This window comes from Kitasatospora sp. GP82 (assembly GCF_029892105.1).
Classification (GTDB): Bacteria; Actinomycetota; Actinomycetes; order Streptomycetales; family Streptomycetaceae; genus Kitasatospora.
In genome coordinates this window covers 101,666-119,497 of sequence record NZ_JARZAJ010000008.1, presented here as the reverse complement: position 1 = coordinate 119,497, position 17,832 = coordinate 101,666, and the positions used below count along the sequence as shown (strand labels likewise).

Annotated in this window: 13 protein-coding genes; 8 read left to right on the top strand and 5 right to left on the bottom strand. The window is 70.8% G+C overall.

All coding sequences use genetic code 11. The features are described from left to right. Positions 1-49 precede the first annotated feature (49 nt). Entirely contained in the window at positions 50-1,948 is a 1,899-nt protein-coding gene (locus tag P3T39_RS10705; protein ID WP_280697200.1) for a long-chain fatty acid--CoA ligase, read from the bottom strand. Positions 1,949-2,253: 305 nt separating this feature from the next. Here P3T39_RS10705 and P3T39_RS10700 point away from each other — a divergent pair, with 305 nt between their 5' ends. Beyond that, positions 2,254-3,987 (top strand): ABC transporter ATP-binding protein, encoded by a 1,734-nt coding sequence (locus tag P3T39_RS10700; RefSeq protein ID WP_280697198.1) that lies wholly within the window; start codon positions 2,254-2,256, stop codon positions 3,985-3,987. An 89-nt stretch (positions 3,988-4,076) separates the two neighbouring features. Next, positions 4,077-5,975 carry an ABC transporter ATP-binding protein gene (locus P3T39_RS10695; RefSeq protein WP_280697327.1) on the top strand — a complete coding sequence of 633 codons (1,899 nt, stop codon included), beginning with the start codon at positions 4,077-4,079 and terminating at the stop codon, positions 5,973-5,975. On the opposite strand, the gene P3T39_RS10690 is transcribed toward P3T39_RS10695, so the two are convergent. Further along, complete coding sequence (locus P3T39_RS10690) at positions 5,951-6,889, bottom strand: EamA family transporter (RefSeq protein WP_280697196.1); 939 nt, start codon at positions 6,887-6,889, stop codon at positions 5,951-5,953. The two genes, P3T39_RS10695 and P3T39_RS10690, sit on opposite strands and share 25 nt — an antisense overlap. Before the next feature lie 73 nt (positions 6,890-6,962). Here P3T39_RS10690 and P3T39_RS10685 point away from each other — a divergent pair, with 73 nt between their 5' ends. The 3 genes from P3T39_RS10685 (at position 6,963) to P3T39_RS10675 (ending at position 9,700) form a co-directional block, all read left to right on the top strand. Further along, positions 6,963-7,475 carry a MarR family transcriptional regulator gene (locus P3T39_RS10685; RefSeq protein ID WP_280697194.1) on the top strand — a complete coding sequence of 171 codons (513 nt, stop codon included), beginning with the start codon at positions 6,963-6,965 and terminating at the stop codon, positions 7,473-7,475. 173 nt (positions 7,476-7,648) lie between these two features. Next, positions 7,649-8,539 (top strand): RNA polymerase sigma factor SigJ, encoded by an 891-nt coding sequence (gene sigJ, locus P3T39_RS10680; RefSeq protein WP_280697193.1) that lies wholly within the window; start codon positions 7,649-7,651, stop codon positions 8,537-8,539. A gap of 93 nt (positions 8,540-8,632) precedes the next feature. Next, positions 8,633-9,700 carry an FAD-dependent oxidoreductase gene (locus P3T39_RS10675; protein ID WP_280697192.1) on the top strand — a complete coding sequence of 356 codons (1,068 nt, stop codon included), beginning with the start codon at positions 8,633-8,635 and terminating at the stop codon, positions 9,698-9,700. 51 nt (positions 9,701-9,751) lie between these two features. On the opposite strand, the gene lepA is transcribed toward P3T39_RS10675, so the two are convergent. Next, positions 9,752-11,623 (bottom strand): translation elongation factor 4, encoded by a 1,872-nt coding sequence (gene lepA / locus P3T39_RS10670; protein WP_280697191.1) that lies wholly within the window; start codon positions 11,621-11,623, stop codon positions 9,752-9,754. 448 nt (positions 11,624-12,071) lie between these two features. Here lepA and rpsT point away from each other — a divergent pair, with 448 nt between their 5' ends. Continuing rightward, complete coding sequence (rpsT, locus tag P3T39_RS10665) at positions 12,072-12,329, top strand: 30S ribosomal protein S20 (protein WP_045302106.1); 258 nt, start codon at positions 12,072-12,074, stop codon at positions 12,327-12,329. 376 nt (positions 12,330-12,705) lie between these two features. Further along, positions 12,706-13,497 carry a hypothetical protein gene (locus tag P3T39_RS10660; protein ID WP_280697189.1) on the top strand — a complete coding sequence of 264 codons (792 nt, stop codon included), beginning with the start codon at positions 12,706-12,708 and terminating at the stop codon, positions 13,495-13,497. A 92-nt stretch (positions 13,498-13,589) separates the two neighbouring features. Here P3T39_RS10660 and holA read toward each other — a convergent pair whose 3' ends face one another. Continuing rightward, positions 13,590-14,585 (bottom strand): DNA polymerase III subunit delta, encoded by a 996-nt coding sequence (gene holA, locus P3T39_RS10655; RefSeq protein WP_280697187.1) that lies wholly within the window; start codon positions 14,583-14,585, stop codon positions 13,590-13,592. A gap of 84 nt (positions 14,586-14,669) precedes the next feature. On the opposite strand from holA, the gene P3T39_RS10650 reads away from it, so the two are divergent. Next, complete coding sequence (locus tag P3T39_RS10650; protein WP_231591133.1) at positions 14,670-14,933, top strand: hypothetical protein; 264 nt, start codon at positions 14,670-14,672, stop codon at positions 14,931-14,933. Between the two features lie 234 nt (positions 14,934-15,167). Here the strand turns inward: P3T39_RS10650 and P3T39_RS10645 are convergent, their stop codons facing one another. Next, the gene (locus P3T39_RS10645; protein ID WP_280697185.1) at positions 15,168-17,822 is read right to left on the bottom strand and encodes a ComEC/Rec2 family competence protein; all 2,655 of its coding nucleotides are present in this window, start codon (positions 17,820-17,822) and stop codon (positions 15,168-15,170) included. Between the last annotated feature and the right edge of the window lie 10 nt (positions 17,823-17,832).

The window sequence follows — 17,832 nt, the reverse complement described above, 5'->3', positions numbered from 1 at the left end:
TGTCCCGTACGGCCCGAGTGATCCACCCGGGCCGTACGGGACGGCGGCATCACGCCTCGTTGGCGCCCGCGTACATCTCGGCGACCGCGTCCGCGTACGTCCGCTCGACCACCGGGCGCTTGATCTTGAGGCTCGGGGTCAGCTCGCCGTGCTCGATGTCCAGGTCGCGCGGGAGCAGCGTGAACTTCTTGATCGTCTGCCAGCGCTGCAGCTCGGCGTTGACCTTGCGGACGTAGCCGTCCACCAGCTCCTTGGCCTCCGGGCTGGCGACCACCTCGGCGTACGACCTGTCGGCCAGGCCGTGGTCGCTCGCCCAGGGCATGAGCACCGCCTCGTCCAGGCCGATCAGCGCGGTGCAGTAGTTGCGTCCGTTGCCGATCACCAGGATGTTGCTGACGAAGGGGCAGATCGCCTTGAACTTGCCCTCGACCTCGCTGGGTGCGACGTACTTGCCGCCGGAGGTCTTGAAGACGTCCTTCTTGCGGTCGGTGATCCGCAGATAGCCGTCCTCGACCAGCTCGCCGATGTCGCCGGTGTGGAACCAGCCGTCCGACTCCAGCACCTCGGCGGTCTGCTCGGGCAGGTCGTGGTAGCCGCGCATGACGCCGGGGCCGCGCAGCAGGATCTCGCCGTCCTCGGCGATCCGCACCTCGGTGCCCGGCAGCGGCAGGCCCACGGTGCCGACCCGGAAGTCCTCGGCGCGGTTGACGGTGGAGCCGGCGCTGGTCTCGGTCAGGCCGTAGCCCTCCAGGACCGGCACGCCCGCGCCCTTGAAGAAGAACCCGATCTCGGGGGCGAGCGCAGCGCTGCCGGAGACCGAGCCGCGCAGCCGCCCGCCGAAGGCGGCACGGATCTTGGCGTAGACCAGCTTGTCGGCCACGGTGTGCTGCAGGCTCAGCGCGAAGGGGGCGCTCTCCCGCCCGGTGGCGACCTGGTTGGCCTGGGTGGTCCTGGCGTAGTCACGCGCGACCTTGGCCGCCCAGAGGAAGATCTTGTACTTGGCGCCGCCCTCGGCTCTGGCCTTCCCGGCGATGCCGTTGTAGACCTTCTCGAAGATGCGCGGCGCGGAGGCCATCAGGGTCGGCCTGATGACCGGCAGGTTGTGGACGATCCGGTCCACCCGGCCGTCCACGGCCATCACATGGCCGGTGGCGATCTGGCCGGAGATCAGGGTCTTGCCGAAGACGTGCGAGAGCGGCAGCCACATGAACTGCACATCGTCGGCGCGCAGCAGCCCGCTCTCCTGCTGGGCCACCCCCTCGTACGACCAGCAGTCGTGCACCAGCCGCACGCCCTTGGGGCGTCCCGTGGTTCCGGAGGTGTAGATCAGGGTGGCCAGCTGCTCCTTGTCGAGCGCCTCGACCGCCTTGGTGACGGCATCAGGGTGCTCGGCCAGGTACTCGGCGCCGCGCTCCTCCAGTTCGGCCAGGGTGAGGACCTCCAGGCCCTCGGCCTCGGGGCGCTCGGCGGTGTCGTCGAACAGGACGACGGTCCGCAGGGCGGGCAGCTGGGCCCGCTCGGCAACGGCCTTGGCGAGCTGGCCCGCGTTCTCGGCGAACAGGGCCTTGCTGGCGGAGTTCGCGAGGATGAACGCCGTCTCGTCGGCGTTGGTGCTGGGGTAGACCGTGGTGGTCGCGGCACCGGCACACATGTTGCCCAGGTCGGCAATGATCCACTCGACCCTGGTGGAAGAGGCGATCGCCACCCGGTCCTCGGCCTCGATGCCGAGCGCCATCAGCCCGGCCGCCACCGCCTTGACCCGCTCGGCCGTCTGCGCCCAGGTCAGCGAGCGCCACTGCTCGGCACCGGGCGCGCCGTCCGCCGCGTGCTCGTCCACAGGCGCCGGGAAGCGGTACGCCTCGGCGTGGGGGGTGGCCTCCACCCGGTTCAGGAAAAGGTGGGCCACAGAGGGCGGACGGCTCTCGATCATGGACTGCGCGGTGCTCAACGAGGACCTCCGGGGGCGGGTGGTCGAGGGTGAGGTCGGTTGGCCGTGGGGGCAGCCGACCGGCCCGCCTTATTAACCAGCGAGTAACAAGAGGGCAATACGCAGCCTAGGGGCTACCGGGCCGTTCCGTAAGGGGGTACCGGCAGCTGGCACACTGGTGAACCCGCAGTGCAGACCCGCAGCAGACCGACGGTGCGGGACCCACACGAAATCCGCCCGCCCCGGCAGCGTCAAAGCCCCGCACTCGTCTGTGGGAGAGCTGAAAATAGGGTGCGAACACCCAAGCCGAGAACGAGAGTGTCCAGGTGCTGCTCAAACTCCTGCGTGCCCATCTGGGCCGCTACTCCAAACCGATTTCACTGCTCGTCCTGCTCCAACTCGTGGCGACCATCGGGGCGCTGTACCTGCCGACGCTGAACGCCGACATCATCGACAGCGGGGTAGTGAAGGGCGACACCGGATACATCCTGCGGATCGGCGGGGTGATGATCGCCGTCACCATCGCCCAGGCCGCCTGCTCGATCGGCGCCGTGTACTACGGGGCGCGCACCGCGATGGCGGTCGGACGGGACATCCGCGCGGCCGTCTTCGACCGGGTGCAGAGCTTCTCCGCCCGGGAGATGGGCAGCTTCGGAGCCCCCTCACTGATCACCCGCACCACCAATGACGTCCAGCAGGTCCAGATGGTGACCCTGATGGCCTTCACGCTGATGGTCGCCGCCCCGATCATGTGCATCGGCGGCATCGTCATGGCGCTCAACCAGGACGTGCCGCTCTCCGGCCTGCTGCTGGTCGTGGTGCCCGTCCTGGGCGTCGTGGTGACTCTGCTGGTCCGGCGGATGCGGCCGCAGTTCCGCACCATGCAGACCCGGATCGACACCGTCAACCGGGTCCTGCGCGAGCAGATCACCGGTATCCGGGTCATCCGGGCCTTCGTCAAGGACGGTCACGAGCAGGACCGATTCGCCGGTGCCAACACCGAGCTGACCGCGGTCTCGCTGCGGGTCGGCCGGCTGATGTCCTTCATGTTCCCCACCGTGATGATGGTGGTGAACGTGTCCAGCGTCGGCGTGATGTGGTTCGGCGCGCACCGCATCGACAGCGGCGGGATGCAGGTCGGCGGGCTGACGGCCTTCCTCTCCTACCTGATGCAGATCCTGATGAGCGTCATGATGGCCACCTTCATGTTCATGATGGTGCCGCGCGCCGAGGTCTGCGCCGAGCGCATCGGCGAGGTCATGGCGACCGAGTCCAGCGTCGTACCGCCCGCCAGCCCGGTCACCGAGCTGCTCCACCGGGGCCACCTGGAGCTGCGCAACGTCGAGTTCTGCTACCCGGGTGCCGAGGCCTCCGTGCTGCGCGGCATCGACATCCTGGCCCGGCCCGGCGAGACCACCGCCGTGATCGGGTCCACCGGCAGCGGCAAGTCCACCCTGCTCGGTCTGGTTCCCCGGCTCTTCGACGCGACCGGCGGGCAGGTGCTGGTGGACGGCGTCGACGTCCGCGAGCTCTCCCCCGCCCTGCTCGCCGAGACGGTCGGGCTGGTCCCGCAGAAGCCGTACCTGTTTTCCGGGACGGTCGCCAGCAACCTCCGCTACGGCCGCCCCGACGCCACCGACGAGGAGCTCTGGCAGGCCCTGGAGATCGCGCAGGCCAAGGACTTCGTCGAGAAACTCACCGAGGGCCTCGACGCCCCGATCGCCCAGGGCGGCAGCAATGTCTCCGGCGGTCAGCGCCAGCGCCTGGCCATCGCCCGCGCCCTGGTCCGCCGTCCGGAGATCTACCTCTTCGACGACTCCTTCTCGGCCCTCGACTACGCCACCGACGCCAGGCTGCGCAAGGCGCTCGCCCGGGAGACCGCCGAGGCGACAGTGGTGATCGTCGCCCAGCGGGTCAGCACCATCCGGGACGCCGACCGGATCATCGTGCTGGACGAGGGCGCCGTGGTCGGCAGCGGCACCCATCAGGAACTGATGGCCGACAACCCGACATACCGGGAGATCGTGCTCTCCCAGCTCACCGAGCAGGAGGCGGCGTGACCACCGCTGAGACACCACAGAAGGACGGCCACAACTCCACCTCCCAGGAGGCCGCCGCCCGACGCGGACCGGCCGGACCAGGCCGGTTCATGGGCGGCCAGGGGCAGGAGAAGTCGCTGGACTTCAAGGGCTCCGGCAAGCGTGTCCTGCACCTGCTGCGCCCCGAGCGGGCCACCCTCACCGCCGTTCTCGCCCTCGGCGTGCTCAGCATCAGCTGCGCCGTGGTCGGGCCCAGGGTGCTCGGCCACGCCACCGACCTGATCTTCGCCGGGGTGATCGGCCGCCAGTCCCCCGCCGGGGTCTCCAAGGACCAGGTGATCGAGGGCCTGCGGCACGAGGGCAAGGGCCGCATCGCCGACATGCTCGCCTCGGTGGACTTCACTCCCGGCCACGGCATGGACTTCGGCGCGATCGGCACCGTGCTGCTCTGGGTGCTGGCGATCTACCTGGCGTCCGCCTGTTTCGGCATCGTCCAGGGCCGGCTCGCCGCCAGCGCGATCAACAAGACCGTCTACCGGCTGCGTGAGTCCGTCGACGCCAAGATCTCCCGGCTGCCGCTGAGCTACTTCGACAAGCAGCCACGCGGCGAGGTGCTCAGCCGGGTCACCAACGACATCGACAACATCGGCCAGTCCATGCAGCAGACCATGGGCCAGGTGGTGAACTCGCTGCTCACCATCGTCGGTGTGCTGGCGATGATGTTCTGGATCTCGCCGCTGCTCGCCCTGGTCGCCCTGATCTCGGTACCGGTGTCGGTGATGGTCGCCGCCAAGGTCGGCAAGCGGGCCCAGCCGCAGTTCATCACCCAGTGGAAGACCACCGGCGCACTGAACGCGCACATCGAGGAGATGTACACCGGCCACTCGCTGGTGAAGGTCTTCGGCCGCCAGAAGGAGGCCGCCGAGACCTTCCGTCAGGAGAACGAGGCGCTCTACGCCTCCAGCTTCAAGGCCCAGTTCATCTCCGGCATCATCCAGCCCTCGATGATGCTGATCGGCAACCTCAACTACGTGCTGGTCGCGGTCATCGGCGGTCTGCGGGTGGCCAGCGGTGCACTGACGATCGGCGATGTGCAGGCGTTCATCCAGTACTCCCGGCAGTTCAGCCAGCCGCTCACCCAGGTCGCCTCGATGGCCAACCTGGTGCAGTCCGGGGTCGCCTCCGCCGAGCGGGTCTTCGAGCTGCTGGACGCCCCCGAGCAGACGCCCGAGCCCGCGATGCCCGAGCGTCCGGCCGAGCTGCGCGGGCGGGTCGCCTTCGAGGAGGTGTCCTTCCGGTACGACCCGGAGAAGCCGCTGATCGACGGCCTCTCGCTCAAGGTCGAACCCGGCCACACCGTGGCCATCGTCGGTCCGACCGGCGCGGGCAAGACCACCATGGTCAACCTCCTGATGCGCTTCTACGAGGTCAGCGGCGGCCGGATCACCCTGGACGGGGTGGACATCGCCGCGATGTCCCGCGAGGAACTGCGTTCCGGCATCGGCATGGTGCTCCAGGACACCTGGCTGTTCGGCGGCACCATCGCGGACAACATCGCGTACGGCGCCCAGGACACCACCCGCGAGCAGGTCGTCGCCGCCGCCAAGGCGGCCCATGTGGACCGCTTCGTGCGCACCCTGCCCGACGGATACGACACCGTCATCGACGACGAGGGCACCGGCGTCAGCGCGGGCGAGAAGCAGCTGATCACCATCGCCCGGGCCTTCCTCGCCCAGCCCAGCATCCTGGTCCTGGACGAGGCGACCAGCTCGGTGGACACCCGTACCGAGGTCCTCATCCAGCGGGCCATGGCCCGGCTGCGCAGTGGACGGACCAGCTTTGTGATCGCCCACCGCCTCTCCACCATCCGGGACGCCGACGTGATCCTGGTGATGGAGAACGGCTCGATCGTCGAGCAGGGCTCCCACGACGACCTGATCGTCGCCGAGGGAGCCTACGCCCGCCTCTACCAGGCCCAGTTCGCTCAGGCGGTCGCCGAGGTGGACTGACGGTCCCGCTCGGGCGCGGTGAGGGGGAGCTCCGGCTCCCCCTCACCGCTTTTCCGGGCCGTGGCACGCTTCTGACCGAGCACCGTGCTGCCCAGTGCGATCGCCATACCGAGCAGCTGGATCACCGTCAGGGACTGGCCGAGGGCGACCCAGCCGATCACGGCGGCGGAGACCGGGCTCAGCAGGCCGAGGAAGGCGACCGAGGTGGCGGGCAGTCGGCCGATGCCACGGAACCAGAGCCAGTACGCGAGGGCCGTGTTGAGCACCGCGAGGTAGCCGTAGCCGAGCAGGTTGGCGCCGGTCAGCGCGGGCGGTGCGCCCTCCGCAAGCAGCGCGACCGGGAGCAGCAGCAGACCGCCGGCCGTCAGCTGCCAGCCCGTCAGAACGAGCGGACCGACACCCTCGGGACGGCCCCAGCGCTTGGTCAGCACGGTGCCGGCCGCCATGCAGGCCGCCCCGCCGAGCCCGGCCAGGACGCCGATGGTGTCCAGCTCCGCGGTGGCCCGCAGCACCACCAGGGCGACTCCGAACACCCCGGCCAGCCCGGCGGTCACCGCCCGGCGACCGGCCCGCTCCCCCAGCAGCGGCACCGCGAGCCCGGCCGCCAGCAGCGGCTGCACGGCCCCGAGCACGGCCGCTACCCCGCCCGGCAGGCGGTAGGCGGCGACGAACAGCAGGGCGAAGAACACCCCGATGTTGAGCGCCCCGAGCAGCGCCGCCCGCCACCACCAGACGCCCTGCGGCAGCCGTCTGCCCACCGCCAGCAGCACCAGCCCGGCCGGCAGCGCCCGCAGGGTGGCGGCGAGCAGCGGCCGCTCGGCGGGGAGGTACTCGGAGGTCACGAAGTAGGTGGAGCCCCAGGCCAGCGGGGCGAGGGCGGTGAGCACGACGGTGCGCGTCGACACGGATAGCATGTAAATAACTTAGCGCTAAGCAACTTACTGTCAATTAACTTTCTGTCGGCCGATGCCGTGCGAGACTGGCCCCATGGACCGAAAGACCACCGCCGCCCCCGATGCCGTCGATGCCATCACCGCCCAGTGGGCCCGGGTCCGGCCCGATCTGCAGACCGAGGCGATGGCCGCGTTCGGCCGGATCTTCCGGATCTCACGGCTGATGGGCGACCGGATGGAGGCCGCTTTCGCCGCCTTCGGCATCGGCCGCGGCGAGTTCGACGTGCTGGCCACCCTCCGCCGGTCCGATGCGCCGTACACCCTCTCGCCCCGCGAGCTCACCGCCACCCTGATGCTCACCACCGGCGGGATGACCGGCCGCCTGGACAAGCTGGAGCGGGCCGGCCTGGTCACCCGCTCCCCCGACCCGAGCGACCGGCGCGGCCTGCGGATCACCCTCACCGACACCGGCCTCGACCTGGTCGACCGCGCCGTCGGCGTCGGCCTCGGCCTCCAGCAGGAGGCCCTCGCCACCCTCACCCCCGAGGAGGCGCAGACCCTCAATCAGCTGCTGCGCCGAGTCATGACCACGGCCAGCCACCCATAGGCCCTTGACCTCAGGGGCCGAAACGAACCCGATCAGCCACGTCCCGCGCCTCCGGGCAGTGCAAGTTACGCGAACAGTTCACACCTGAGGCGGTGCATGGTTGGCCGCGCACGAGGTTGAGCGAGCAGAGCCCGCACCCATGAGGAGCCGCTCTGACGCGCTACGGTGTTCGGGTGAGTGACGAAGGCTCAGCCACTGGCGCGGACGCATACCAGGCCAACCGGCGCTACCTGGGCTCGGTCGCGTACCGGCTGCTCGGCTCGGTCACGGACGCCGAGGACGTACTGCAGGAGACCTGGCTGCGCTGGCGTGCGGTGGACCAGTCCCAGGTGGCCGACCCGCGCGCCTACCTGACCACCATCGTCACCCGGCTCTGCTACGACCAGCTGGGCTCGGCCCGGGTCCGCCGCGAGTCGTACTACGGCGAGTGGCTCCCCGAACCGCTGCTCACCGACGAGCACACCCCCGACCGGCTCGCCGAGCTCGGCGAGGAGGTCTCGCTCGCACTGCTCGCCGTGATGGAGCAGCTCACCCCGGCCGAGCGCACCGCCTTCGTCCTGCACGACGTCTTCTCCATCGGCTTCGACGAGATCGCCGCCACCCTCGACCGCACCCCCGACGCCACCCGCCAGCTGGCCTCCCGGGCCCGACGGCGGGTCAAGGCCGGGAACGGGCGCGGCGGCCGGGTGAAACCGGCCGAGCACCGGCAGGCGGTGCACGCCTTCGCCGCCGCCACCGCGAGCGGCGACATCCAGGCGCTGCTCGCCGTCCTCGACCCCGACGTGGTCTGGCACTCCGACGGCGGCGGCGTCGTCTCGGCCGCGGTCCGTCCCATCCTCGGCGCGGACAAGGTCTCCCGCCTGGTGCTGGGTCTGGCCGGAAAGTGGCTCGGCGCGGCCAAGGCCGGCGTACTGGACTTCGTCCTGGTCAACGGCGAGCCCGGTCTGGCGCTTGCCACCGAGTCGGGCCAGGTCACCGGCGTGGTGGCCTTCACCGTGGCGGGCGGACGGATCACCGAGGCGTACGTCGTGGTCAACCCGGAGAAGCTCGCCCATCTGGCGTGACACAGGTCATGGTCACACTCGGGCGGGCTGCTCCGTCCTCCTCGCGAATGCGCGGCATCCGCGCACAGGGCAACCGCATCGCGGGAGGATGCCATGACCGGCAAGCAGATCGTCGTACTGGGCGCGGGCTACGCAGGCCTCGCCACCGCCACCGAGGTGGGCCGGCAGCACCGGGCCATGCTGGTCGCCCCCGAGGGCCGCTTCGCCCACCGGATCCGCCAGCACGAGACGGCCGCAGGCCACGGCGCACCGTGGCCCACCATCGCCCAGCTGCTGCGCGGCCGCCAGGTGGAACACCGTCAGGCTCGCGCCACCGAGATCGACCTGACGGGTCGAAAGGTCTGCCTGGACTCCGGCGAGACCGTTCCGTACGACACCCTGGTCTACGCGCTCGGCAGCCGGACCGCCTGGCACGGTGTCCCCGGCGCCGCAGAGCACGCCTACTCGGCCGAACGCGCCGCCGAACTGCACCGGCGGCTGACGGCGGCCGGACGGCCCGGCACCGTGGCCGTGGTCGGGGGCGGCGCCACCGGTATCGAGCTGGCGGCCGAACTCGCCGAGGCGTACCCGCGGTGGCAGGTGCGGATCGCCGCGGCCGGCCAGGTCGGCGGCTGGTTCTCGCCCAAGGGCCGTGCGCACATCCTGCGGGTCTTCGGGCGGCTCGGCGTCCATGTGGACGAGCACCAGCCGGTGACCGCCGTGACCGAGCGAGGGCTGCGCACCGATCGGGGAACGATCGACGCCGAGATCACCGCCTGGGCCGCCTCGCTGGAACCGCTCCCACTGGCGGCCGACGCCGGGCTCGCCGTCGACGCCCAAGGGCGCGCGGTGGTGGACGAGTACCTGCGTTCCACCTCGCACCCGGACGTCCATGTGATCGGCGACGCCGCCTCGGCCACCGTGCCGGGCATCGGCACCCTGCGGATGGGCTGCGCCACCGCCCTGCCGATGGGCCGGTACCTCGGCAGGCTGCTCACCGGCCGGACCACCGAGCCCTTCGACTTCCGCTACGTCGTGCAGTGCCTGAGCCTCGGGCGCCGGGACGGCCTGCTCCAGCTCGTCCACCCGGACGACTCGATGCGGCCGACCGTCCTCACCAGGGCGGCAGGGCGGCTGGCCAAGGCGGCGATCGTCGGCGGGGTGCTCGGCGCCCTGCGGTGAGCGCACGCGAACGGGCCCGGAGCTGCTGCTCCGGGCCCGTCTGCCGTGGCGCTACTTCTTCTCGCTCTTCGGGGCGTCCGCGTCGGTGGACAGAGCGGCGATGAAGGCCTCCTGCGGGACCTCCACGCGGCCGACCATCTTCATCCGCTTCTTGCCCTCCTTCTGCTTCTCCAGCAGCTTCCGCTTACGCGAGATGTCACCGCCGTAGCACTTGGCGAGGACGTCCTTGCGGATGGCGCGCACCGTCTCACGGGCGATCACCCGGGAGCCGATGGCCGCCTGGATCGGCACCTCGAACTGCTGGCGCGGGATCAGCTTCTGCAGCTTCCCGGCCATCATCACGCCGTAGTTGTACGCCTTGTCCTTGTGCACGATCGCGGAGAAGGCGTCCACCGCGTCACCGTGCAGCAGGATGTCCACCTTGACCAGGTTGGCGCTCTGCTCGCCGATGGGCTCGTAGTCGAAGGAACCGTAGCCGCGGGTCTTGGACTTCAGCTGGTCGAAGAAGTCGAAGACGATCTCGGCGAGCGGCAGGGTGTAGCGCAGCTCGACCCGGTCCTCGGACAGGTAGTCCATGCCCTGGAGGTTGCCGCGGCGGGCCTGGCAGAGCTCCATGATCGCGCCGACGAACTCGTTCGGGGCGAGGATGGTGCCGCGCACGACCGGCTCGTACACCTCGGCGATCTTGCCGGTCGGGAACTCGCTCGGGTTGGTGACGGTGTGCTCGGTGCCGTCCTCCATCACCACCCGGTAGATCACGTTGGGGGCGGTGGAGATCAGGTCGAGGTTGAACTCGCGCTCCAGGCGCTCCCGGATGATCTCCAGGTGCAGCAGGCCGAGGAAGCCACAGCGGTAGCCGAAGCCGAGCGCGACCGAGGTCTCCGGCTCGTAGACGAGGGCGGCGTCGTTGAGACGCAGCTTGTCCAAGGCGTCGCGCAGCAGCGGGTAGTCGGAGCCGTCCAGCGGGTAGAGGCCGGAGAACACCATCGGACGCGGGTCCTTGTAGCCGCCCAGCGCCTCGGTCGCACCCTTGTGCATCGAGGTGATGGTGTCACCGACCTTGGACTGCCGGACGTCCTTCACACCGGTGATGATGTAGCCGACCTCGCCGACGCCGAGGCCCTCGGCGACCTTGGGCTCGGGCGAGATGACGCCGATCTCCAGCAGCTCGTGGGTCGCGCCGGTGGACATCATCGCGATCCGCTCACGCTTGGTGAGCTGGCCGTCGACCACACGGACGTAGGTGACCACGCCACGGTAGGAGTCGTACACCGAGTCGAAGATCATCGCGCGGGCCGGGGCGTCCTTGACGCCGACCGGGGCGGGGATCTTGTCGACCACGTGGTCGAGCAGATCCTCGACGCCGAGGCCGGTCTTGGCGCTGACCTTGAGGACGTCCTCCGGGTCGCAGCCGATGATGTGCGCGAGCTCGGCCGCGTACTTCTCGGGTTGGGCGGCAGGCAGGTCGATCTTGTTGAGGACCGGGATGATCGTGAGGTCGTTCTCCAGCGCCAGGTACAGGTTGGCGAGGGTCTGCGCCTCGATGCCCTGCGCGGCGTCCACGACCAGGATGGTGCCCTCGCAGGCGGCGAGGGAGCGGGACACCTCGTACGTGAAGTCCACGTGGCCCGGGGTGTCGATCATGTTGAGGATGTGGGTCGTACCCACGTTCTCACCGGTCTTCGGGGCCCACGGGAGGCGGACCGCCTGCGACTTGATGGTGATGCCGCGCTCGCGCTCGATGTCCATCCGGTCGAGGTACTGAGCGCGCATCTGGCGCGGGTCCACCACACCGGTGATCTGCAGCATCCGGTCGGCGAGCGTGGACTTGCCGTGGTCGATGTGGGCGATGATGCAGAAGTTGCGGATCACCGCCGGGTCGGTACGGCTGGGCTCTGGCACATTGCTGGGGGTCGCGGGCACCTTGGTCCGATTCTCCGTTGGTCCGGGGGCCGGGGTGTCCGGGTCATCGCTGACCGGCTTCCCGGGGACCGGACGGTCTCGTCCGATCGAAATGGTTCCATCCATCTTCCCACGAGCCCGGACCTGCGCGCCGTCCAGCTCTTCCCTGCAAGCCCCGGACGCGGAAGAGGATCGATGCCCATGATCCTGGAGAATGGGCCGCTGGATGTCCCGCCCGGCCGGGCGGAGGAGTTCCTCGCCGCGTTCACCCAGGCCAGGTCGCTGCTCAGTGCCCGCTCAGTGCCCGCTCGGCACCTGCTCGGCGCCCGAGCGGGCTGCCGGTTTGGGCCGATCCCGGAGCCCCTGGTAGCGTGGGGCGCTGCATCTGCCCTCGGCATGCCCTCTCAGCAGACCTTAGGCACTCCAGGTGCACACTCAAGACCGATCCATCACAGACTGAGGCTCCTTCGTGGCGAACATCAAGTCCCAGATCAAGCGCAACAAGACCAACGAGAAGGCGCGCCTGCGCAACAAGGCCGTCAAGTCCTCGCTGAAGACCGCCCTGCGCAAGGCCCGCGAGGCCGCCGCCGCCGGTGAGACCGAGAAGGCCGTCGAGCTCGCTCGCGCCGCCTCCAAGGCTCTCGACAAGGCCGCGAGCAAGGGCATCATCCACAAGAACCAGGCCGCCAACAAGAAGTCCGCGATCACCAAGCGCGTCGCTGCCTGATTCGACTCCGGGCCCCGCCCGGACCGGTCGGCGCGAACCGGCGGCCCTCTACCCGCCTCCCGCACGACCAATCTCCTCAGCTCGCGAACCGGCCCTCTACCCGGTGCGCTGAGGCGACAAGACTCCGTACCGCACGCGGCCTGCGTTCGCCACGCGGGTGCGGTACACAGCAGGACCGACAGGCGTCACAGCCGAGCCCTTCCCCGGGCAGCTGTGGCGCCTGTCGGCGTTTTCGGCCCGCTGCCGTCCGTGCGGTCCACCGCCACCCCGCCCGCAACTCACCGCCCCCGGCCGCGTTCTCACTCTTTGCAATCGCTTGTTCACCGATATCGTTCGGTGGACCGACCACGCAGCACACCCTCTGGGGGCGCATCAGATGTCCACGCCGACAGACGCCGGGCCCGGATACGGATACGGATACCCAGGACCGGTGGCCGCCTACGGACCGCCACCGTCCACGCTGCCCCAGCAGCCGCCCCCGCCCGGGCTGCCGCCCGCGCCGGTCCCCGGGCCTGCGGCCGCACCCACGGGCAGGGGTTCACGCAGGGGGCTGTGGTGGGGCGTGGCCGGAGCCCTGGTGGCCTCGGCGGTGTGGGCGGCTGCGGTGATCACCGTCCCCGGCCTGGTGAGCAGTGGCGCCAAGGCGCCGAGCCTGAGCGGCTACCACCTGGTCGACGACCTCTGCGCCACGGCCCGGCTGAACCGCTTCACCCAGCTCTACCCCGCGCAGTCCGGCACGCCGTACCACTACTCGACCCGGCACTCCGCGCTCGACGACATGTACTGCAGCGAGTACCTGAAGAAGAGCAGCGGCGAGAGCGAGTACTCCTCGCTCTATCTGGAGGCTCAGCTGCACAAAGTGACCGACCCGCGCCCGGAGTTCGCGGCTCAGCGGTCGAGCCTCCAGCAGCGCCGGTACACCATCACCGAGGTGCCCAACCTGGGCGACGAGGCGTACATCGGCTATCTGGACGACCCCAGCAGCACGGACCGGACCTGGCACTACCTCACCCAGGTGCTGTACGTCCGCGACGGCGGGTTGACGTACTACCTGAGCTGGTCGGGCTCGTACCAGGCGGGCAAGACCAACCCGCCGGACCAGGACACCATCCGGCAGGCTCTGCTGATGGACAGCCGGGACGTGCTCAAGTCGATCGGCGGGACCTGATCCTCGGTCCCGGCAGGGGAGTTGCCCAGGGACCGATCGCGCCGCCCGCCGCGTAGGCGTTGCCCCGAACGGCGACCGCTCAGGGCGACCGCTCAGTAAGGGCGGCCGCCGGAGCGGGCGGCCCGCGCCACGGCGACCACGGCCCGCTCCAGCGCATACGCCGGGTCGTCCGAACCGCCCTTGACCGCGGCGTCCGCCTTCGCGATCGCGGTCAATGCGGTGGCCACGGCATCGCCCGTCCAGCCACGCATCTGCTGGCGGACCCGCTCGACCTTCCACGGTGGCATGCCCAACTCGCGGGCCAGATCGGCCGGACGCATGTTCCGGCCGGTCGTGGCCAGCCGGCCGATGCTGCGGACCCCGGAGGCGAGGGCGTAGGTGATGCCGGTGGGCGGCTGGCCGACCGCCAGCGCCCAGCGCAGCCGCTCCAGCGCCTCCGCGGCCCGGCCGGTGACCGCCAGGTCGGCGACCTCGAAGCCCGTCGCCTCGGCCCGGCCGCTGTAGTAACGCGCCACAACCGTCTCGTCGATGGTGCCTTCGACATCGGCGGTGAGCTGACTGCACGCGGCGGCCAGCTCGCGCAGGTCACTGCCCAGTGAGTCCAGCAGGGCCTGGCACGCCTCGGGCGTCGCCGAGCGGCCGAGAGTGCGGAACTCACCCCGGATGAAGGCCAACTTGTCACCGGCCTTGGCCAGCTTGGCGCACTGCACCTCGCGGCCACCGGCCTTGCGACCGGCGTCCAGCAGGCCCTTGCCCTTGGCGCCACCGGCATGCACCAGCACCATGATCACCTCATCGGCCGGTGCCTCGATGTACGCCTTGACCTCCTTCACCGAATCTGCGGAGAGATCCTGCGCGGCCCGGACCACGATGACCTTCCGCTCGGCGAAGAGCGAGGGTGTGGTCAACTCGGCCAGACTGCCGGGCTGGAGAGCACCGGGGGGGAGATCGCGCACATCGGTGTCCGGATCCGCTGCCTTGGCGGCGGCCACCACTTGGGCGACCGCGCGGTCCAACAGCAGCTCCTCCTGGCCGACCACAAGGGTCAGCGGGGCGAGCAGGTCGTCGGGTGCACTCTTCCTGGCCATCGCCTACCAGGATCGCACGGGGCGCCGACAACGACGGCCGGACCCGCTCTCCACAGCGGCCCCGGCAATCTGCACAATGGTGCGGTGACCACGAATTTCACCCGTCAACTCCTCGTTCTTCCCGATCGCGACGCCGCCGACGAGGTGGCCGAGGAGCTCTCCGCCCGCTGGCCCGACCTGGGCGAACTCGAAGTCGTCCGGGACTCGCTGGCCGGCGAGGACGACGCCGAGGACGCCCAGTGGCTGGTCGTCGTGGATCCGCCGGAGGAGACCGGCTGGACTCCCGAGCTGCTCTCCGCACTCGACACCCTCGCCGCCGACCAGGACGGCTGGCGGGAGGAGGGCTGAGGCCCAGGGGCAACCCCAGCGCCGGGGAGGCGCGAGGCCGCGAGGGCCACGAGGGCCATGGGGCGCAAGGGGATTGGCCTTCCGTGGCTCCGTGCTCTCACTCCAGCACTCCCTTCCACTTGAACAGACCGCCTGTCCGGATCCGCTACGCGCTGTGCCGGGGAAGCCCCCTGGCACAGCGCCCCCAGGGATCTCGACTACTGCGAGCCCTCCGGGCGATCAGCACCGCACGGTTCAGCCCCGATGAGCAGTTCGTCCCCAGGAGGGCGGAGCACGGGCCGACCGGGCGAGGGCTGCGGGGCCGTGGGGGTGCGTTGCCGCTCGGAGAGTGGCAGGGGTGCCGAGAACGGCGATGTCTCCAACCTGGTCGGTACGGAGGACGGTTGTGCCCAGAGACCGCAGGTGGGCGACGGTCTGGGCGGCGGGATGCCCGTACGGGTTGTCGGTCCCGCAGGAGATGAGGGCCAGGTGCGGGTGCAGCGCGTCGGTGAGATCCCCGTCCTGATGACCCGAGCCGTGGTGGGCCACCTTGAGGACGTCCACCCGCGGTGGTGTCATCCGGGCCCGGAGGGCGGCCTGGGCCGGAGGTTCGAGATCGCCCAGCAGCGCGATGCTCAGCGGGTCCGAGCGCGGGCCGGCCGAGGCCAGCAGGGCGATGCTGGCGTTGTTCGCGCCCGGGGTACCGGGGCCGAGGGTGTCGTCGGGCCATAGGACGTCCCAGGAGAGCTCGGCCCCGGCGAAGCGGTGTTCGCCGCGCTGGGCCCGCAGAATGGGAACGCGGGCGGCTGCGGCCCAGGCGAGTACCCGGGCGTACTCCCCCACCGGCGTTTCCAGAGTGGTGACTTGGAGCGCCCCCACCCGACGGCCGCGAAGAACGCCGGGCAGACCCTCGGCGTGGTCCGCGTGGAAGTGACTCAGGATCAGCAATGGCACCCGTGTGATACCGAGTTCACGCAGGCAGGTGTCGGCGGCGTGCGGGTCGGGTCCGGTATCCACCACGATCGCACTGTCCGGCGTGTCCTCGCCCGTGGAACGGATGGGCAGCACGGTCATATCCCCCTGACCGATGTCGCACATGACCAGCTGCCAGCCCTTCGGCGGCCAGCCGGTGGCGAGTCGGGTGAGCAGGGGCGGACGCAGTAGGACGGCCAGGATCGTCAGGCCGAGGACCGCCGCCAGAGCGGCCCTGAACCGGTGGGCGGCGGGCCTGGCCCGGCGGGCGGCGGCGGGTGACAGCAGAAAGGGGCGGACCGCCCAGGCCAGTGCGAGCGTCGCGACGGCGAGCAGGGCGGCACCGAACGGGCCTTCGGGCCAGGCCAGTTGCGCACCCGGGAGCGCAGCTCCGTACCGGGCGACACCCGCCAGCCAGGCGACGGGAAGTGCGGCCAGGCCGACCAGGAAGCCGGCAGCGGTATGGGAGAGGGGGTCAACCACCAGGGCGGCGAACCCGAGGAGGGTGGTCGGTGCGACGGCGGGCTCGGCCAGCAGATTGCAGGGGACGGCGACCAGGCTCACCCGGGGCGCCAGCAGGATGGTGACCGGGGCACAGAGCGCCTGGGCGGCGGCGGTGGCGGCGACCGCCGTGGCGAGGTGGTGCGGCCAGCGCCGTTCCGTCAGGGCGGCCGTCCAGCGCGGACCGAGGGTGAGCAGCCCGGTGGTGGCCAGGACGGAGAGTACGAATCCGTAGGAACGGGCGAGGTACGGGTCGAGGAGGACCAGACCGAGGACGGCTGCGGCCAGCGCCGGGAGCGCCTGCCGTGGTCGCCCGGTGCCGAGGGCCAGGAGCCCGACCAGCCCGGTGGCGGCCGCCCGGAGCACGCTGGGGTCGGGCCGGCAGACGGTCACGAACGCCAGGGTGAGCACGGTGCCAAGTACCGCCGTGGTGCGCAGCGGCAGGCCGAGGCGCCCGGCCAGCCCACCGCGTCCCGGCGTGCCGGCCTGTCCGGGCATTCCGATCAGGACGGTCAGCACGATCATGAGGTTCGCGCCGCTGACGGCGGTCAGATGCCCGAGGTCCGTGGCACGGAAGGCCTCGTCCAGGTCGTCCGGGAGCCGGGAGGTGTCACCGACGACGAGGCCGGGAAGCAAGCCCCGGGTATCGGCGGGCAGGTGGTCACAGGCAGCGCGAAGGCCCGATCGCAGTCGGCTGGCCAGCCGCTGCGGCAGGCTCGGCGGGGCGAGCAGCTCCGGACTTCCGCGTGCCAGCAGGACGGCGGCGGCGGTCTGCACACCCTCGTGGGTCGGGGTCACCCGCACGTCGGCGCGCAGTCGGGTGGAGGGGATCAGATCGCGCCAGCCGTCGGCATCCTGGGCACGGACCATGACGGTGACGGGAGTCCGGGTCCGGACGGTACGGAGAGCGGGCGGCTCCGGGGGCGCGTTCGGGGAGGTCCCCGGGGAGGCGTTCAGGGGCTGCGGGAGGGTGACGCTGTCGACGACGGCGCTCACGGTGAGCAGGGACTGGCCCGGGGCCGTACCGCGAGAGTGGGAGGTGTGGGCCTTGGGGTCGCCCGCGATGGTGAGGCTGACGGTGAGTTCGGGAGAGCTCTCGGTGGGGGCGGGCGCATGAGCGAGGGCGGGCAGCGGGCCTCGGTGGAGGTCGGCCGTGTGCAGCAGGGTGGTGACTGTCGCGGCGGCGCCGGTGAGCAGGGTGGCGGCGAGCAGGAGGGCGGTGCGGCGGCGGCGCTGGGCGGGGACGGCAAGGAGCAGCAGGGCGAGGGCAGCCGCCAGCCCCGCCAGGGGTGGGAGCAGCGGACGGTGATCCGGTGCCAGGCCGAGGACGGTGAAGGCGGCCGCCCAGGCGGAGACGGCCGGGAGAACGAGACGCAGATCGGCAGGTTCACGGCTGCCGGAGACTCGGGACAGCACGGCGGCTTCGGACAGGGCCATCGTGGCGCAC